At 32.1% G+C, this 17,758-nt stretch carries 20 protein-coding genes; 17 read left to right on the plus strand and 3 right to left on the minus strand.

The annotated features are described in order from the left end of the window. The first annotated feature begins 3 nt into the window (after positions 1-3). From KA833_RS07070 to KA833_RS07085, 4 genes are all read left to right on the plus strand, one after another. Positions 4-828: a sulfite exporter TauE/SafE family protein gene (locus tag KA833_RS07070; RefSeq protein ID WP_204179768.1), complete on the plus strand. Its 825-nt coding sequence runs from the start codon at positions 4-6 to the stop codon at positions 826-828. Between the two features lie 20 nt (positions 829-848). Beyond that, positions 849-2,168: a bifunctional metallophosphatase/5'-nucleotidase gene (locus KA833_RS07075; RefSeq protein ID WP_046207508.1), complete on the plus strand. Its 1,320-nt coding sequence runs from the start codon at positions 849-851 to the stop codon at positions 2,166-2,168. A gap of 81 nt (positions 2,169-2,249) precedes the next feature. Then, on the plus strand, positions 2,250-3,179 hold the full coding sequence (gene lipA, locus KA833_RS07080) for a lipoyl synthase (protein ID WP_046207509.1): 930 nt from the start codon (positions 2,250-2,252) through the stop codon (positions 3,177-3,179). A 171-nt stretch (positions 3,180-3,350) separates the two neighbouring features. Further along, positions 3,351-3,737, plus strand: a complete 387-nt coding sequence (locus tag KA833_RS07085; protein WP_064209465.1) for a YutD family protein — start codon at positions 3,351-3,353, stop codon at positions 3,735-3,737. Positions 3,738-4,037: 300 nt separating this feature from the next. Here KA833_RS07085 and KA833_RS07090 read toward each other — a convergent pair whose 3' ends face one another. After that, positions 4,038-4,304, minus strand: a complete 267-nt coding sequence (locus KA833_RS07090) for a DUF3055 domain-containing protein (protein ID WP_046207511.1) — start codon at positions 4,302-4,304, stop codon at positions 4,038-4,040. Positions 4,305-4,449: 145 nt separating this feature from the next. On the opposite strand from KA833_RS07090, the gene KA833_RS07095 reads away from it, so the two are divergent. The 8 genes from KA833_RS07095 to dltD all read left to right on the plus strand — a co-directional run bounded on the left by KA833_RS07095 (position 4,450) and on the right by dltD (position 11,318). Beyond that, positions 4,450-4,884 carry a DUF86 domain-containing protein gene (locus KA833_RS07095; protein WP_210122938.1) on the plus strand — a complete coding sequence of 145 codons (435 nt, stop codon included), beginning with the start codon at positions 4,450-4,452 and terminating at the stop codon, positions 4,882-4,884. A 6-nt stretch (positions 4,885-4,890) separates the two neighbouring features. Continuing rightward, a complete protein-coding gene (locus KA833_RS07100; protein ID WP_073343673.1) occupies positions 4,891-5,670 on the plus strand; it encodes a TIGR01457 family HAD-type hydrolase in 780 nt (259 codons plus the stop codon). Positions 5,671-5,680: 10 nt separating this feature from the next. After that, the gene (locus KA833_RS07105) at positions 5,681-6,640 is read left to right on the plus strand and encodes a 2-hydroxyacid dehydrogenase (RefSeq protein ID WP_046207514.1); all 960 of its coding nucleotides are present in this window, start codon (positions 5,681-5,683) and stop codon (positions 6,638-6,640) included. A gap of 446 nt (positions 6,641-7,086) precedes the next feature. Further along, entirely contained in the window at positions 7,087-7,233 is a 147-nt protein-coding gene (locus tag KA833_RS07110; RefSeq protein WP_046207515.1) for a teichoic acid D-Ala incorporation-associated protein DltX, read from the plus strand. 14 nt (positions 7,234-7,247) lie between these two features. Continuing rightward, positions 7,248-8,711: a D-alanine--poly(phosphoribitol) ligase subunit DltA gene (dltA, locus tag KA833_RS07115; protein ID WP_210128682.1), complete on the plus strand. Its 1,464-nt coding sequence runs from the start codon at positions 7,248-7,250 to the stop codon at positions 8,709-8,711. Further along, positions 8,708-9,922: a D-alanyl-lipoteichoic acid biosynthesis protein DltB gene (gene dltB, locus KA833_RS07120; protein ID WP_046207517.1), complete on the plus strand. Its 1,215-nt coding sequence runs from the start codon at positions 8,708-8,710 to the stop codon at positions 9,920-9,922. Before dltA ends, dltB begins: the two co-directional genes overlap by 4 nt. A 17-nt stretch (positions 9,923-9,939) precedes the next feature. After that, complete coding sequence (dltC, locus tag KA833_RS07125) at positions 9,940-10,176, plus strand: D-alanine--poly(phosphoribitol) ligase subunit 2 (protein WP_046207518.1); 237 nt, start codon at positions 9,940-9,942, stop codon at positions 10,174-10,176. Further along, positions 10,173-11,318 carry a D-alanyl-lipoteichoic acid biosynthesis protein DltD gene (dltD, locus tag KA833_RS07130; RefSeq protein ID WP_210128681.1) on the plus strand — a complete coding sequence of 382 codons (1,146 nt, stop codon included), beginning with the start codon at positions 10,173-10,175 and terminating at the stop codon, positions 11,316-11,318. Before dltC ends, dltD begins: the two co-directional genes overlap by 4 nt. Positions 11,319-11,681: 363 nt before the next feature. On the opposite strand, the gene KA833_RS07135 is transcribed toward dltD, so the two are convergent. Next, the gene (locus KA833_RS07135) at positions 11,682-11,924 is read right to left on the minus strand and encodes a NifU family protein (protein WP_019469675.1); all 243 of its coding nucleotides are present in this window, start codon (positions 11,922-11,924) and stop codon (positions 11,682-11,684) included. A 106-nt stretch (positions 11,925-12,030) separates the two neighbouring features. Between KA833_RS07135 and KA833_RS07140 the strand changes: the two genes are divergently transcribed. Further along, complete coding sequence (locus KA833_RS07140; RefSeq protein WP_064209460.1) at positions 12,031-12,342, plus strand: YuzD family protein; 312 nt, start codon at positions 12,031-12,033, stop codon at positions 12,340-12,342. A 92-nt stretch (positions 12,343-12,434) separates the two neighbouring features. Here the strand turns inward: KA833_RS07140 and KA833_RS07145 are convergent, their stop codons facing one another. Continuing rightward, positions 12,435-13,499 carry an NAD(P)/FAD-dependent oxidoreductase gene (locus KA833_RS07145; protein ID WP_064209459.1) on the minus strand — a complete coding sequence of 355 codons (1,065 nt, stop codon included), beginning with the start codon at positions 13,497-13,499 and terminating at the stop codon, positions 12,435-12,437. 441 nt (positions 13,500-13,940) lie between these two features. Between KA833_RS07145 and KA833_RS07150 the strand changes: the two genes are divergently transcribed. The 4 genes from KA833_RS07150 to KA833_RS07165 all read left to right on the plus strand — a co-directional run bounded on the left by KA833_RS07150 (position 13,941) and on the right by KA833_RS07165 (position 17,642). Continuing rightward, the gene (locus KA833_RS07150; RefSeq protein WP_019469672.1) at positions 13,941-14,177 is read left to right on the plus strand and encodes a YuzB family protein; all 237 of its coding nucleotides are present in this window, start codon (positions 13,941-13,943) and stop codon (positions 14,175-14,177) included. 13 nt (positions 14,178-14,190) lie between these two features. Then, positions 14,191-14,550, plus strand: a complete 360-nt coding sequence (locus tag KA833_RS07155; RefSeq protein WP_046207522.1) for a HesB/IscA family protein — start codon at positions 14,191-14,193, stop codon at positions 14,548-14,550. A 237-nt stretch (positions 14,551-14,787) separates the two neighbouring features. Next, positions 14,788-15,996, plus strand: coding sequence for an NAD(P)/FAD-dependent oxidoreductase (locus tag KA833_RS07160; RefSeq protein WP_046207523.1), 1,209 nt, complete (start codon positions 14,788-14,790; stop codon positions 15,994-15,996). A gap of 170 nt (positions 15,997-16,166) precedes the next feature. Further along, a complete protein-coding gene (locus KA833_RS07165; protein WP_210128680.1) occupies positions 16,167-17,642 on the plus strand; it encodes a leucyl aminopeptidase family protein in 1,476 nt (491 codons plus the stop codon). The last annotated feature ends 116 nt before the right edge of the window (positions 17,643-17,758 follow it).

A 17,758-nucleotide genomic window follows, 5' to 3' on the forward strand; every position in this document is an offset into this window, starting at 1 on the left:
GATATGTTAACAATAATCATTTTGATTTTAATTGGTGGTTTATCAGCCATATTGGGTTCACTTGTGGGCATTGGTGGCGGTATTATCATCGTCCCAACTTTAGTTTATTTGGGCGTAGAAAATGATTTACTACATGGCATCACACCTCAGATTGCCATAGGAACATCTTCATTAATATTAATCGTGACAGGACTATCGTCAACATTAGGTTATTTAAAAACGAAACAAGTTGACGTCAAAAATGGTTCCATCTTTTTATTTGGTTTGTTACCAGGCTCTTTGGTTGGATCAATTTTAAGTCGTTTTTTAACTTTAGATTCTTTTAATTTATATTTTGGTATTTTCTTAATATTCGTAGCAATTCTGCTTATGATAAGAAATAATATAAAACCAATGAAAATGTTTATTAAGCCTAAGTATGAGCGTACATATGTAGACGGTTATGGAAAAATACATCATTATAGTGTTCCGCCAATTGTGGCATTTATATCAACGTTATTTATAGGTGTTTTGACGGGATTGTTTGGTATTGGTGGTGGTGCACTTATGACACCGCTAATGTTAATTGTTTTTAGATTTCCACCACATGTCGCAGTTGGTACAAGTATGATGATGATATTCTTTTCCAGCGTGATGAGTTCTATTGGACATATTGCACAAGGACATGTAGCTTGGGTATATTCTATTGTATTAATCATCTCTAGCTATTTGGGTGCGAAAATTGGTGTAAAAGTCAATCAATCCATACAATCAAATACTGTGGTTATGTTATTAAGAACAGTTATGCTTATAATGGGACTATATTTAATTATTAAGTCATTTTTATAAACTAAGAGGAGGGTACCAAGGTGAAATTAACTATTTACCATACAAATGATATTCACAGTCATTTGCATGAGTATGCTCGTATTTCCGAATATTTAGCTCAAGAGAGACCAAAATTAAATCATCCCTCGCTCTATTTAGATATTGGAGACCATGTAGATTTATCTGCTCCTGTTACAGAAGCTACTATGGGAATCAAAAATGTTGAGCTTTTAAATCAAGCACATTGTGATATAGCAACTATTGGTAATAACGAAGGTATGACAATATCACATGATGCATTAAACACACTTTATGACAATGCAGAATTTGATGTAACTTGTGCAAATGTTTTTGACGAACAGGGTGACTTACCTCGAAATATTACATCATCAATCATCAAAGAGATTGAAGGTGTGAGAATCTTATTTGTTGCAGCCACTGCGCCATTCACACCATTTTATAGGGCTTTGGATTGGGTTGTTACGAATCCATTAGAAGCGATTAAAGATGAAATTAGCGCACATCAAGATGCGTATGACTTATTGATTATTATGAGTCATGTGGGTGTGTTTTTTGATGAAAAATTATGCCAAGAAATTCCTGAAATTGATTTAATATTGGGTAGTCATACACATCATTATTTTGAAAATGGTGAAATGAATAATGGTGTGCTAATGGCAGCTGCTGGTAAATATGGTCACTTTTTAGGTGAAGTAACATTAGAGATAGACCAAAAAAAAGTTGTAGATAAACAAGCAGTGATTTATCCAGTAGACACTTTGCCGGAAGTAGAAACACATTTCGAAAAAGAAGGTAAAGCACTGTTAAGCGATCCAGTTATTAATAGACCAGTTGATTTGCAGAGAAGGACAGATGTAATAACAAAGACGTCTTATATGTTAGCTGAAAGTATATTTGAATTTACGAATGCTGACTGCACAATTATTAATGCAGGATTGATTGTAAAAGGTATTTCAGCGGATCAAGTGACGGAATTTGATATACATCAAATGTTACCTCATCCTATTAATGCTGTTCGCATCCGCTTAAACGGTCTAGAATTAAAAAATATAATCATTAAAAGTCAAAAGCAAGAATATCTAAATGAACATGCACAAGGTTTAGGTTTTAGAGGAGATATATTTGGTGGTTATATACTTTATAATTTAGGATTAATCGAATCTGAAGCAAGATATTTTATCAACGGAGAAGAAATTGAAGACGATAAAAGTTATGTGCTAGGTACTGTTGATATGTATACATTTGGTCGTTATTTCCCAACGCTTAAAGAACAATCTATAGATTACTTAATGCCAGAATTTTTAAGAGATATTTATAAAGATAAATTGCTCGAATATTAAAATATTACATTTTACGTTTTAATTTAATCCGATTTTCGTTATAATGATTACAGATTTGAAATCAGGAGGAATTGTACGGTTATGGCTACTAAAAATGAAGAAATTTTACGTAAACCAGATTGGTTGAAAATAAAACTGAATACTAACGAAAACTACACTGGTCTTAAGAAAATGATGCGAGAAAAGAACTTACATACAGTGTGTGAAGAAGCAAAATGTCCAAACATACATGAATGTTGGGGCGAGCGTCGTACTGCGACATTTATGATTTTAGGTGCAGTTTGTACGCGTGCATGTCGTTTCTGCGCGGTTAAAACCGGATTGCCAAATGAGTTAGATTTAGATGAGCCAGAGCGTGTGGCAGAATCTGTTGAATTAATGAATTTAAAACATGTTGTTATAACAGCGGTTGCACGTGATGATTTAAGAGATGCTGGATCAAATGTTTATGCTGAAACAGTACGTAAAGTACGTGAGCGTAACCCTTATACTTCAATAGAAATATTACCATCTGATATGGGTGGTGACTTCGAAGCTTTAGAAACATTAATGGCTTCAAAACCAGATATTTTAAACCATAATATTGAAACAGTTCGTCGTTTAACACCAAGAGTTCGTGCTAGAGCGACTTATGACCGTACTTTAGAATTCTTAAGACGTTCTAAAGAATTACAACCTGATATACCAACAAAATCTAGTTTAATGGTAGGACTAGGGGAAACTCACGAAGAAATTTATGAAACAATGGATGATTTACGTGCAAATGATGTAGACATCTTGACTATCGGCCAATATTTGCAACCTTCACGTAAACACTTAAAAGTTGAAAAATACTATACACCATTAGAATTTGGTAAATTAAGAAAAGTAGCAATGGATAAAGGTTTCAAACATTGCCAAGCTGGACCACTTGTGAGAAGTTCTTATCATGCAGATGAGCAAGTGAATGAAGCTGCAAAAGAAAGACATCGCTTAGGTGAAGAACAACTTAACATGGATTCTAATAGTTAAAATATAGAAATTGTATTTAAAGACTTAGTTCAATTAGAGCAATTAACGACGCACGTTAACTCACTTTGGGCTAAGTCTTTTATTAGCAATTATAAAAATAGATTACTAACCTTTTTAAGTCAGACACTGTGTGGTTAAATTGAGTAATGAAAATTAGATTAGGTGAGTATAATGATAAAAGTTAATAGTTTTTATTTTGAAATTATAGAAGAATATAGAGAATGTTTTGATGAAACATTATTTGCAAATCGTTACGCAGACATTTTAGATAAATATGATTATATTGTAGGAGATTTTGGATATGATCAATTAAGGTTAAAAGGATTCTATAAAGACTCGAATAAAAAGGCTGAATTAAGTAAGCGCTTTTCGACAATTCAAGATTATTTATTAGAATACTGCAATTTTGGATGTCCGTATTTTATTTTAAGAAAAGTTCCTGAAAGTGAGATTAAATCCCGAATTGAAACAGAGGATGAAAATGCAGAAATACCTTTTGAAGAAAATAAATTACAAGATGTCAAAATCCAACCAACAATTCAAGATACTGAGCACTAAGTTGATGTAAATTTAGAGTTAGTTTCATATTATTAATAAGTTAGGCTACGATATTAAACCGAGATTTAAGGTTTAGTATCGTAGCCTTTTTCTATGATTGAAATATGGTGCCTAATGAAAAAGGCTGATTATCGTAGGTGATTCAGCCTTACATCAAGCAGTTATTATTGAATGATTCATGACATTGTGACATATCATGTGCATTAATTTCATTAGCAATATTGGATAAACTAATTGCTAACAAATTGAAGTGATTTTATGCAAGCAATATTATCTAAACATGTGCGTTTATCGTGGTAATTATTGTATAACTTGATTGAGGTATTCAGTGATTTCATTGCCTTCATTTTCAGTTACACCTAAAATATAAGCAATATAGCCTTCTTCTTCTAAATCATCTGTACCAATAATGCCAAATTTATTTGTTTGCATGTTTAAAACCATTGTTTTTCCAAAATGGCGATCAGTTTGTATGAGCATTAAATCATAACGACTATATTCTCCGACGAAACCTACAAATTGTACCTGTGATGATTCATCGTCGTCATAGAGGTACATATCTATCATAATAAACACCCTTTCATCATTGAGTTATTAAAGTTTTTTATCATTCGAATCATTTAATGAAATAAAAAGTCTTAATTTACAGTATAACCATAAATGAATTCGACTGCAAAGGTGTGGTATGATGAGAATGATAGGGGTGACATAGATGTATTTTGTTAATAAAGAAAAGTTAGATAAAAAAATAAATTACTTACAACAATTGGTAAATGATTATCCGAAATATAGAGATAATCACTATGCATTTGAAAGAATTTCACAAATGTTGATCGAATCATCGGTAGATATTGGTAATATGATTATTGATGGCTTTATTTTAAGAGATCCAGGCAATTATAAAGATGTCATCGATATTTTAGAGTTAGAAAATGTAATCACTAAAGATACTCAAAGTAATATTAACCAAACTGTAGATGTTAGAAAACAATTCGTTCATTATTATGACGAGCTCGATACTACAAAGTTAAAACCACTTTTTGATAAAACACTTGATTATTATCAACAATTTATCGATGAGGTAATACAATTTTTGGATAATGAAAATGTGCCTATAACAGCATTTGGACAAAAAGGAGAGAAGTAAGTTTTGATGAAACAGTACAAAGCATATCTCATTGATTTGGATGGTACGATGTACAAAGGAAATGAAAAAATTGATGGTGCAGCGCAGTTTATTGAATACTTAAACAAGCATCAAATACCTCATTTATTTGTTACGAATAACTCTACCAAAGAACCTACAGAAGTAGCAGAAAAATTAAAAGCGATGGGAGTTGATGCTACAGCAGATGAAGTCGTGACGTCTGCTCTAGCAACTGCAGAATATATTGCTGATGAACAACCAGGCGCTTCAATCTATATGTTAGGTGGCTCAGGTTTAGAAAAAGCGTTAACGCAACATCATTTGAAAATAAAAGATGATGAGTATGTAGATTACGTAGTTATTGGTTTGGATGAAGCTGTAACTTATGAAAAATTAGCAACTGCTACGCTAGGTGTTCGAAACGGTGCAAAATTTATTTCAACTAATAAAGATGTATCCATTCCCAAAGAACGTGGATTCTTACCAGGTAATGGCGCGATTACAAGCGTTGTGTCAGTCTCTACTGGTGTTGAACCAATATTTATTGGTAAACCAGAACCTATTATTATGAATAAAGCCTTGGAAATTTTAGGGTTAGATCGCTCTGAAGTTGCAATGATAGGTGATTTATATGATACAGATATACTTTCTGGAATCAATGTTGATGTTGATACAATACATGTTCAAACAGGTGTATCAACTTTAGATGATGTTAATCAAAAAGCAACACCGCCAACATATAGTTTTAAAGACTTAAATGAAGTAATCAAAGAACTCGAAATTTAGGAGTGATTGAATGCAAAAAATCGTAGTTAGTAGAAAAATTCCACAGAAATTTATTAAGCAATTAGAGGACATCGGTGAAGTAGAAGTTTGGGATGCGTCATTGACCCCTATGCCACGAGAAAAGTTTTTAACTGCTTTAAAAGACGCAACTGCTTGTTTTGTGACATTAAGTGAAATAATGGATGAAGAAGTGATTGAAGCTGCACCAAATCTGAAAGTCATAGCAAACATGGCAGTAGGCTATGATAATATAGATATTGATTTGATGCAAAGTAAGGGTATTGTTGTGACGAATACACCAGGTGTTTTAACTGAAACGACAGCAGAATTAGGATTTACCTTAATGCTTGCAGTAGCAAGACGTGTAGTCGAAGCGGAAACATATGTTCAAAACGGTGAATGGCAGAGTTGGGGGCCGTATTTATTTGCTGGTAAAGATTTATATCAAGCTAACGTTGGTATTTATGGTATGGGGGATATTGGAAAAGCATTCGCGAGACGCCTAAAAGGTTTCAATACGAATATAATGTATCATAATAGAACCAGACATAAAGATGATGAAGAAGCACTTGGTGCATTATACGTTTCATTTGAAACATTATTAAAAGAGAGTGATTTTGTCATTTGTACGGCACCATTAACTGCAGAAACACGTGATAAATTTGACGATAAGGCATTTAAAATGATGAAAAAAGATGCGATTTTTATCAATATCGGTAGAGGTGCTGTTGTCGATGAAGAAGCATTAGTGAAGGCGTTGCAAAATGAAGAAATTAAAGCATGTGGTTTAGATGTTTTAAGAGAGGAACCCATAGATATGCAACATCCATTACTCTCAATGAACAATGCAACGATACTTCCACATATTGGTAGTGCATCGGTTATAACAAGAGACCGAATGATACAACTGTGCGTAGATAATATAAAGCTAGTATTAGACGAAAAAGATCCTAAAACGCCCGTTGTATAAATGATTGAAACGAATTTAAGCTGCTTATTACCTGTTTAGCTCGGGTGATTGGCAGCTTATTTTTTAGGAACATTACATTAAATAGCGTAATTTGAACTTACTTAATAAATCGAGGATGCTCACCTCATTTGATAAAAAGGGTCATTACATTCATGTATATTACTATATCTTGGGTTAGAATAGTTAAAATTAATACACAATAAATTCTTTTAAATGAGTTTATTGTGTGTTTTTTTGAATTTTAAAATAATACTCTATTTATTTATATACTATCTAACAATTTTGTTATATATATGCACAAATATTTAATTGTAATGATGTAGGAAAAATTGTATAATTAATTGGTGAAAAAGTTGAATAACTTATATACAATAAGGTGTAAAATATAAAAAATAATTTAATGAAGATGATTAATGTTGAATTTATATAAATTTTAGAGGTGAAATATGCACAAAAACGATAAAGAACATACTGCTTTACAAAAATTCAAGCCATGGTTATTGACAGTAATGTACCTAACTATATTAATTGCATTATATTTAATTTATGGTACAGGTGATACACACAATAACTTTATTTACAATGAATTTTAATTAAGGAGACTATCATGAAAGACATCATTCAAACTTTAATAGGACATGGAGAAAACTGTCCAAATCAAGTTGCAGTTAAACATAATGACGAAATTTTGACCTATGAAGCACTAAATCGGTTAGCCAACCAACTTGCAATGATATTAAAAGATGCTAAAACACCATTGATTTTATACGGGCATATGTCCCCGTATATGATTGTAGGAATGGTAGGTAGTATGAAGGCAGGTTGTGGTTATGTTCCCCTAGATACTTCTATCCCTCAAGATCGTATGCTATCAATTATAAATAAAATAGAGCCACAATATATATTTAATACTACTGATGAACAAATAGAAATAGAGCATGTTTCTTTTATTTCAAAAGATTCATTATCAAGTGTAAAACAAGATGACACCACAGTAAGTAATATAAAAGATTCTGATATTGCTTTTACTATTTTTACATCAGGTTCTACTGGAGCACCAAAAGGTGTACAAATCAGTTATGAAAGTCTCAATCTTTTTACAAATTGGATGTTAGAACTCAATCAAGTTGGTTCAAATCAACAATGGCTCAATCAAGCGCCTTTTTCATTTGATTTATCTGTCATGTCCATATACCCGTGTTTAATGACTGCTGGAACCTTAAACTTAGTAGATAAAGTAATGATAAATAAACCAAAATTATTAAATCAAATGTTAGAAGAAGCAAAAATAAATGTATGGGTATCTACGCCTTCATTTATGGAAATGTGTCTTATGCTGCCACGCTTAACGGAAACATATTATAGTAATTTGAAAGAATTTTTCTTTTGTGGTGAGATTTTGGCACATAAAACAGCAGAACTATTGCTTCAACGGTTCCCATCTGCATACATTTACAATACATATGGCCCTACAGAAGCTACGGTAGCAGTCACAAGTATATTAGTTACAGATGAAGTTTTAAATCAATATAATCCATTACCAGTAGGTATACCTCAACCGGGAACGAAGTTATCGTTAACCGACGAAGGTGAACTTATCATTTCAGGTAAATGCGTAAGTGAAGGGTATGTCAAAGATGACATACGTTCAAAAAAAGTATTTACCAAATTGGATGGTGAGAAATCTTATTATACTGGTGACAAAGCACAATTGATTGATAACCAATGGTTTATTAATGGAAGAATAGATTATCAAATTAAATTAAACGGCTATCGTATGGAATTAGAAGAAATAGAGTTTCAATTGCGAAAGTTAGCAAAAATCAGAGATGCAGTTGTTGTACCAACTTATAAAAATAACAAAGTCATTCATTTAAATGCTGCAGTTATTTTAAGTGATTGCGAAACCCACGAAGACGTTCAAACTTTAACTCATGAAATAAAAACGGAATTAAAACATGTATTGCCCGAATATATGATTCCTAAAAAGTTAATATATATGAAGAAATTACCGCTTACGATGAATGGAAAATTAGATCGTAAAAAGATTGCTGAGGCTATAGAGAAATGATTCCATACGGCGATTTTACATTCTTTCTTATAGCATTTGTTATTTTGTTACCAGTTATTATATTAGGATTTATGGGTAAGCAGAGCAAAATTTATAATGGTTTGAGTACAGCAGTCATGATTATATTAATATTTTCATCGAATAAGCATCATCTATTTGGACAAGCTTTTTTGAGTTTAGAACTGATAAATTTTATCCTTTATTTAATTTGGCAAGTGTTGATTATCATATATTACTGGAATTCTCGTGCTAAAAATAATACAACAGCAAAATTTATATCGGTTATTTTTCTCTCTGTTTTGCCACTTATTGTTGTGAAAGTTATGCAAAGTTCGTGGTTTGGAATGGCACAGTTAAAACTACATGAGAGTAAAGTCATAGAATTCATCGGATTTTTAGGCATTTCGTATGTTACTTTTAAAAGTGTTCAACTATTAATGGAAATTAGAGATGGCTCAATCAAAGAGATTAAATTTTGGAAAGTCGTACAGTTTATATCGTTTTTTCCAACCATTTCCTCAGGACCAATTGATCGTTACAAACGTTTTGTGAAAGATGACAATAAAATTCTGAGTGGAAGTGACTATAATGGTTTATTTGTCAAAGCAATACATTACATTATGCTTGGATTTTTATACAAATATATTATTGCTTATTTGATACAAACATTTGCAATTAATCCATTAATGCTCGATTTTTCTGGTGTTATCACAAAATGGTTATATATGTACGCATACAGTTTATATTTATTTTTTGACTTTGCAGGATATTCACTTTTTGCTATTGCGTTTAGCTATATTTATGGTATTCAAACGCCACAAAACTTTAACCAGCCATTTAAAGCTAAAAATATTAAAGATTTTTGGAATAGATGGCATATGTCACTATCATTTTGGTTTAGAGATTGTATTTATATGCGGTCATTATTTTTTATGTCAAAGAAAAAATTACTAAAAAGTCAATTTGCAATGTCGAATATAGCCTTTTTCTTAAACTTTTTAATAATGGGCATATGGCATGGTATAGAACTTTATTACATTTTGTATGGGTTGTATCATGCAGCATTATTTATTGGATATGGCTATTATGAAAAATGGAGAAAAAAACATCGTCCACGTTGGCAGAACCAGTTTACAACTGCTTTGAGTATTGTTGTAACATTTCATTTTGTAACATTTGGTTTTCTGATTTTTTCAGGAAAACTGTTTTAAAATTAGGAGGAATAATAATGGAATTTAAAGAACAAGTATTAGATTTATTAGTTGAAGTCACTGAAAATAATATCGTGAAAGAAAACCCTGACATTGAATTATTTGAAGAAGGTATTATAGATTCATTCCAAACGGTCGGTTTATTATTAGAAATTCAAAACAAATTAGATATTGAGGTTTCAATTATGGACTTTGACAGAGATGAATGGGCAACACCAAATAAGATTGCAGCGGTATTAGAAGAATTAAGATGAAATTAAAACATTTTATACCAATTATCATCAGTTTATGTTTATTTGGGATTTTCTTAATATTACCTTCTAGTTGGTTTAGTGGATTAATTACTCAGAAAACGTTAGATAATCAACGTACTTCATTATCAGATCAAGTGTTAAAAGGTACGTTAATCCAAGAGCAGATGTTTAAGTCGAATCATTTTTATCCAATTTACGGTTCTAGTGAACTTGGGAAAGATGACCCGTTTAATCCATCTATATTGTTGCGCGATAACAATATGCATGCTAAGCAACCATTTCTAATTGGCACAGGTGGTTCTACAGATTTAATTAATGCTGTGGAATTAGCCTCACAATATGATCATTTAAAAGGAAAGAAAATGTCACTTATTATATCGCCGCAATGGTTTACAAACCATGGATTAACTAATAAAAATTTTGATGCACGTATGTCTAAAGCACAGTTGAACCGCTTATTTAAGCAAAAGCATTTAAGCCCAGAACTTAAACAGCGCTATGCCAAACGTTTATTAAGATTTAAAAATGTAGAAAATCGAAACTATTTAGAAAAAGTAGCTAAAGGTAAAATTAGTGACAATGACCAATATGTATCATCATTTAAAATGAATCAATTTGAAAAAATTGAAGCAATAAAGTCGAATTTACCTCTTGCAAATACTGAGTTAGCAGACATTACACCGGTAACTGCACAAGATGACAGTTGGGGGATGCTTCGCAATAAAGCTGAATACTATGGTGCTAAACATTCACAATCAAATATATTTAAAATTAGAGATGAGTATTGGCAATTAATAAAAAAGCATAAGCGTAAAGTGAACAGAGATTATGAATTTAATAGTAATTCTCCAGAATTTAAAGATTTGGAGTTATTGGTAGATACTATGCGAGAGGCTGGTGCTGATATTGAATATATTAGTCTTCCATCAAATGGAAAATGGTACGATCACATAGGTGTAAATAAAGAAAAACGTCAGAAAGTATATAATAAAATTAAGAACACAGTTATTAGTCGTGGCGGGAAAATTTACGACATGACAGATAAAGATTATGAACCTTATGTTATCAGTGATGCCGTCCATATAGGATGGAAAGGTTGGGTTTATATTAGTGAGCACATTGCTCAGCACATGCGCAAATAACTACTTTCAAATTAAGGATGAATGATTTGAATGATGATTAAAATGTTGACTAGGATAGGAAATCGCAACTATGGATTTTCTATCGTGTTTACTGATTTTATTTATCGGTTCTGCCTTTGATTAAAAATGAACAGCGTGCTGATTACGTCAGGAATGACTTGTATAAATTTAAGCAATAAAGTCAAATCACTTCGCTATCATACAATTTTCAATTTTATTTCTGGTTTTAATATAAAAATGCACTTTCATGTTTAAATGAAAGTGCATTTTGTTATAAATCAGCTATTTGATGAAAGATTCATAAACGAAGAATTCTATAAAATTTGACGTTTTTGTTGTTTAATTTATTTATAAGTTGATCAACTAGAATACTTGCTCTACTTCTACTACTCCAGGTACTTCTTCATGTAAAGCACGTTCGATGCCTGCTTTTAATGTGATTGTTGAACTTGGGCATGTACCACATGCACCGTGCAATTGAAGTTTAACAATGCCATCTTCTACATCTACTAGCGAACAGTCGCCGCCATCACGTAGTAAGAATGGACGTAGTTTTTCAATTACTTCTGCTACTTGATCAAACATTGTTACGTTTTCAGTTGGCATGGAAATGCCTCCTTTCAAGTATATTATTTCATTTTCTGTCTATCTTTTTATTATAATAGATATATAAAGAAAAATCTATCAATCGAGACAAAAGGGGATAAGTAAAATGAATAAAGTAAGTGTAGTCGTTTATGGTGCAGATGTTGTTTGTGCAAGCTGTGTTAATGCGCCAACAGCGCGTAATACTTTTGATTGGTTGCAACCATTGCTCAAAAGAAAGTATCCAGATATCCAATTTGAGTTTACGTATATTGATATAGAAAAGGATACTGAAAATTTAACTGATCATGATCAACAATATATTGAGCGTATTCAAGATGATGAATTGTTCTATCCGCTTGTAACGATGAATGATGAATACGTTTCAGATGGGTATGTACAATTGAGAGATATCACTCAATTTATGGATGCGCATTAATTTAATTATTTTTTAAAAAGACACGTACCTATACTTTTTACGCATGTTAATAAAGTATAGGAAGACGTGTCTTTATAATTACTGATTAAAATTTATCCATTGTGATATTTGTATAACCATAGCACACCAGATTTTAAGATTGAAGCTAAACGACCCGTAACGGTTCTATCCATGATGTAAGCAAACCCTTTTTTATCACCAAGGGAACCTAAGAAGCCTTGAACTTTGAGTTCTGGCATTTTTTCTGGTAGAGGTTTACCTTGCCATTGTAATTTCATAACATCAGCAATCTGGTCTCCCTGAACTTCAGCAAGTTGTGCACTAGGTGCATGAGGTAAATCTGCACAATCGCCAACTACGTATACATTTTTATAGGTTGGGACTTGATGGTATTGGTTTAGGATGACACGGCCATCTCTGCTAATATCAATTGGTAAATTTCTAACAATTTCCACAGGTTGAATGCCAGCAGTCCATACGATTAAATCCAATGGTTCAGGTACATCGTTATTGAAAATTTTACCAGGTTCCACACGATTAATATCAGAATTTGGAACTACCGTTACATCGTTCTTTTTAAACCAATTTTCTATATAACGACTTAGCTTTTCTGGAAAACGACGTAAAATACGTTCTCCTCGATCATATAAGTATATTTGCAAATCTTTACGGCTTTCGCGAAGTTCGCTCGCTAATTCGATGCCACTTAAACCCGCACCTACAATACCCACTTTTGCTCCATTTGGTAATTCACTGATATGATGAAATGTTTCCCGTGAACTTGATAACGTTTGGATACTGTGTGTGTATTCTGCTGCTCCTGGGACATTATGATATTTGTCCTCGCAACCAAGTCCAATGACTAATTCGTCATAATCTACTTTTGTGTTGCCAACTGAAATAATTTGATCTTCTAAATTAATATCATTGATTTCTCCGTACACAATATTAATACGTTCTGAATCGGGAAAATTCATACGAATATCTTTGTCTGATTTAGTACCAGCAGCTAATTCATAGAATTCTGGTTTTAAACCATGATAAGGCATACGATCAATTAATGTAATAGAATAATTTTCAGGAAGTGCCGATGGTAAAATATGAGACATAATGCGCATATTTCCATATCCGCCACCCAATAGTACTAAATTTTTCATTTATGATACCCCTTTAGTAAAAATATATTGAGCAATTTGATAAAAATACAGTTTATTTTTTGTTAATAAATAATATTTTTATCTCTTGTCGTCAATGTAAGTCAATAAATACAATTTGGTTAAATCATATTCGTCTTCATTGAACGAAATACCAATTTCATAATAAGCTTACTTAGATATATTATATGCTTTTTTATATACTTCTACAAATAAACGTGATGAATTGTAATTTGTAAACATAAATCTTTAAAAATACAATATGATTATAACAATATAAAAAATTAGTGTGAATGGCATTTTATACGAAAACGTGTTTTGTTTTAATTGAATTGTTACAAAAACAACAAAATGAATGATTAATTCATATAAGCTAGTAAGTGGTCAAAAGTGATGTGATTTTGTTATAATTACTAAACTGATAATTAATTGAGAGGGTGTAATATGAATCCAATAGTTGAGTTCTGCATTTCGAATTTAGCGAAAGGTGGAGATTATGTATATAATCAACTTGAAAATGATCCAGGTGTAGACGTTTTAGAATATGGATGTCTGCAAAATTGTGGCATTTGCTCAAGTGGCTTGTATGCATTAGTAAACGGTGATATTGTTGAAGGAGAATCACCAGACGACTTATTACAAAATATTTATTCACATATAGAAGAAACATGGATTTTTTAGGGAGGTAATTTCAATGGCAGTAGTTGAACTAACAGAAGCGGCAGCATACGAAGTTAAAGATATGATGGAACAGAATGATATGCCAGATGGCTTTTTGAAAATCAAAGTTAATGGTGGCGGTTGCACAGGATTAACGTATGGTATGTCTGCAGAAGCTGAACCTAGTGAAAATGATGAAATATTTGAATTTCACGGTGTCAAAGTGCTAGTTGATAAATATGATATACCAGTATTGGAAGGTACAAAAATTGATTTTAAGCAATCGTTAATGGGCGGTGGCTTCCAAATAGACAATCCAAATGCAATTGCATCTTGTGGTTGTGGAAGTTCATTCAGAACTGCAAAAGTTTCTGGTTCTCCAGAAGATTGTTAAAAATTTTAAACCGAGTGTTTATGGACTATAGTTCGACTAAATGTGGTTAGAACTATAGTCTTTTATCTGTTTATGTGAAAAAATAAACAATATATGCGTTTCGGCTTGAAAATAAACTATAAAAACTATAAAATTAGTGTTGGATGAAAAATGTCTTTTTTGTGAATTTCTATGTAAATCAGTAAATTATAAAAAGACGATCGCAACAAAAAAATTATGAAAGCTTAGGTGAATGAAATGGCTCAAGAACGTAAAAAAGTTTTAGTTTTAGGCGCTGGTTACGCTGGGTTACAAACTATTACCAAATTACAAAAGCAACTTTCAGCTGATGAAGCTGAAATTACATTAATCAATAAGAATGATTATCACTATGAAGCAACTTGGTTACATGAAGCTTCAGCTGGAACAATTAGTTATGAAGATGTTTTATATCCAGTTGAAAGCGTAATCAATAAGAATAAAGTAAACTTCATTAAAGCAGAAGTTACAAAAATTGATCGCAATGCTAAAAAAGTAGAAACTGATGCAGGAATCTTTGATTTTGATATTTTAGTTGTTGCTTTAGGTTTCGAAAGTGAAACATTTGGTATTAAAGGTATGAAAGATCATGCTTTCCAAATCGAAAATATTTTAACTGCACGTAAATTAGCGCGCCATATTGAAGATAAATTTGCTAACTACGCTGCTTCTAAAAATAAAGATGATAAAGATTTAGCTATTATCGTTGGTGGTGCAGGTTTTACAGGTGTTGAATTCTTAGGTGAATTAACTGACCGTATCCCTGAGTTATGTAACAAATATGGTGTAGATCAAACAAAAGTTAAAATTACTTGTGTAGAAGCTGCTCCAAAAATGTTACCTCAATTCTCTGATGAATTAGTAAACCATGCAGTTAGTTATTTAGAAAGTAAAGGTGTTGAATTTAAAATTGCTACACCGATTGTTGCTGCAAATGAAAAAGGTTTCGTAGTTAAAGTTAATGATGAAGAACAACAATTAGAAGCAAATACAGTTGTATGGGCAGCAGGTGTTCGTGGTAGTAAGTTAATGGAAGAATCATTCGAAGGCGTTAAACGCGGCCGTATCGTTACAAATCAAGATTTAACAATCGATGGTTATAATGATATTTTTGTAATAGGTGATTGTTCTGCATTTATTCCAGCTGGTGAAGAACGCCCATTACCTACAACAGCACAAATTGCTATGCAAGAAGGCGAGCACACTGCTAAGAACATTAAAAATATTTTAGAAGGTCAACCTACTCAAGAGTTTGAATATGTTGATCGTGGTACAGTATGTTCTTTAGGTGCTAACGATGGCGTTGGTGTTGTTTATGGTAAAGATATCCAAGGCAAAAAAGCTGCATTTATGAAAAAAGTAATCGATACACGTGCAGTATTCAAACTTGGTGGTATTGGTTTAGCATTTAAAAAAGGTAAATTTTAATAACTGATAACCAATAGATATGTATCTATTGACCATAAATATTGAGGCTGAGACATAAATTGTCTCAGCCTCAAATTTTATATATAGTATGATATAATCTATCATTTTTATAATGATCCGACATTAAAATGATACAATGTGACAGAATAAATTGAAATGAGGGATGTTTGATGAAAACAGTTATAAATAACACTTCTAAGATTGAACAAGAAACAATTATTGTAGGTGTGCCTGAACATTTAAATCAATTAGAGTCGATACAAATTGCTGGAAATGACATAAAAGACTTATTATCCCCTTTAAAAGAACATCATATTTTCAGCACCAATGTTGGAGCGATTTCGAGTACATTTTTTAAAGTAGATGAGAAGGCACATAAACTGATTACTGTGGGCTTAGGAAATACTAAAACATTAGGATATAATGATTATTTAAAAATCTTCGGAAATTTATTTCAAACTTTAAATAGCAAAAGGATAACTAAAGCATCATTGTTGTTTAACACGTTTAAATCTCAAAAAGTAGAAACGGAATTAATAGCAGAAATTCTTGGTAAACAAAGTAAACAATCTATCTATCATTTTGATGGTTATAAAACTAATAAATCAGCGCCTTATCAATTAACAATAGAGATTCACACAGAAGAAAATCACATTGTCGAGTTTATTGAACGAGGAGAGGCTATTGCAACTGCTGTTAATTTAGCACGTGATTATAGTAATATACCACCTAACATATTGACACCAGCTTATTATGCAGAACTGATACAAAAACAATTTAATGACACTAACGTATCAGTTGATATCAAAGATAATAAAACTTTACAAAAAGAAGGTTTTGGGTTAATTCATGCAGTTGGTAAAGGTTCTAAAAATGGTCCACGCGTAATAACGTTGACTTATAATGGTGGTAAACCAGGAGAAAATCCTATCGCACTCGTAGGTAAAGGCATTACGTATGATTCAGGTGGTTATTCAATCAAATCAAAAACAGGTATGCAGACCATGAAATTTGATATGTGTGGCTCAGCAAATGTAATAGGAATGATCGAAGCTGCTCGTCAATTAGCACTGCCACTAAATATTGTTGGAATTATTGCCGCTGCTGAAAATATGGTGAATGACGAAGCAATGAAACCAGATGATGTTTACACAGCACTTAGCGGAGAATCAGTAGAGGTATTAAATACTGATGCAGAGGGGCGCCTTGTTTTAGGTGACGCTGTATTTTATGCAAATCAATTTCAGCCAAGTATAATATTAGATTTTGCAACGTTAACTGGCGCTGCTGTAGCTGCGTTAGGTGAAGATAAAGCTGCCGTTTTTAATCAAAATGCTGACACTACGTTAAAATCTATTCTACAACAAGCACAAATGATGGATGAAAAAGTCTTTGAATTACCGATTACTGACACAGAACAAGCACTGATAAGAAAAAGTGAAGTGGCTGATTTAGTTAACCATACCAATGGTCAAGGTAAAGCATTGTTTGCAGCAACATTTATCAATCATTTTGCAGGTAATACACCACATTTACATTTTGATATCGCAGGGCCTGCTACTACGAATAAATCAAGTTATAAAGGGCCTGTGGGACCTACAGGTTATCTAATATCAACAATCGTACAATGGTTACGTGTACTATAGATGTAACAATATTACCATTAAAAACAAAAGCTTCAAGTTAATTTTAGTAGATTAACTTGAAGTTTTTTTAACCTTATATCACAAGGTTGGCAGGTTAATGATTCATATTTTATCTA

This window comes from Staphylococcus sp. GDY8P67P, assembly GCF_017892545.1.
GTDB classification, from domain to species: domain Bacteria; phylum Bacillota; class Bacilli; order Staphylococcales; family Staphylococcaceae; genus Staphylococcus; species Staphylococcus ureilyticus.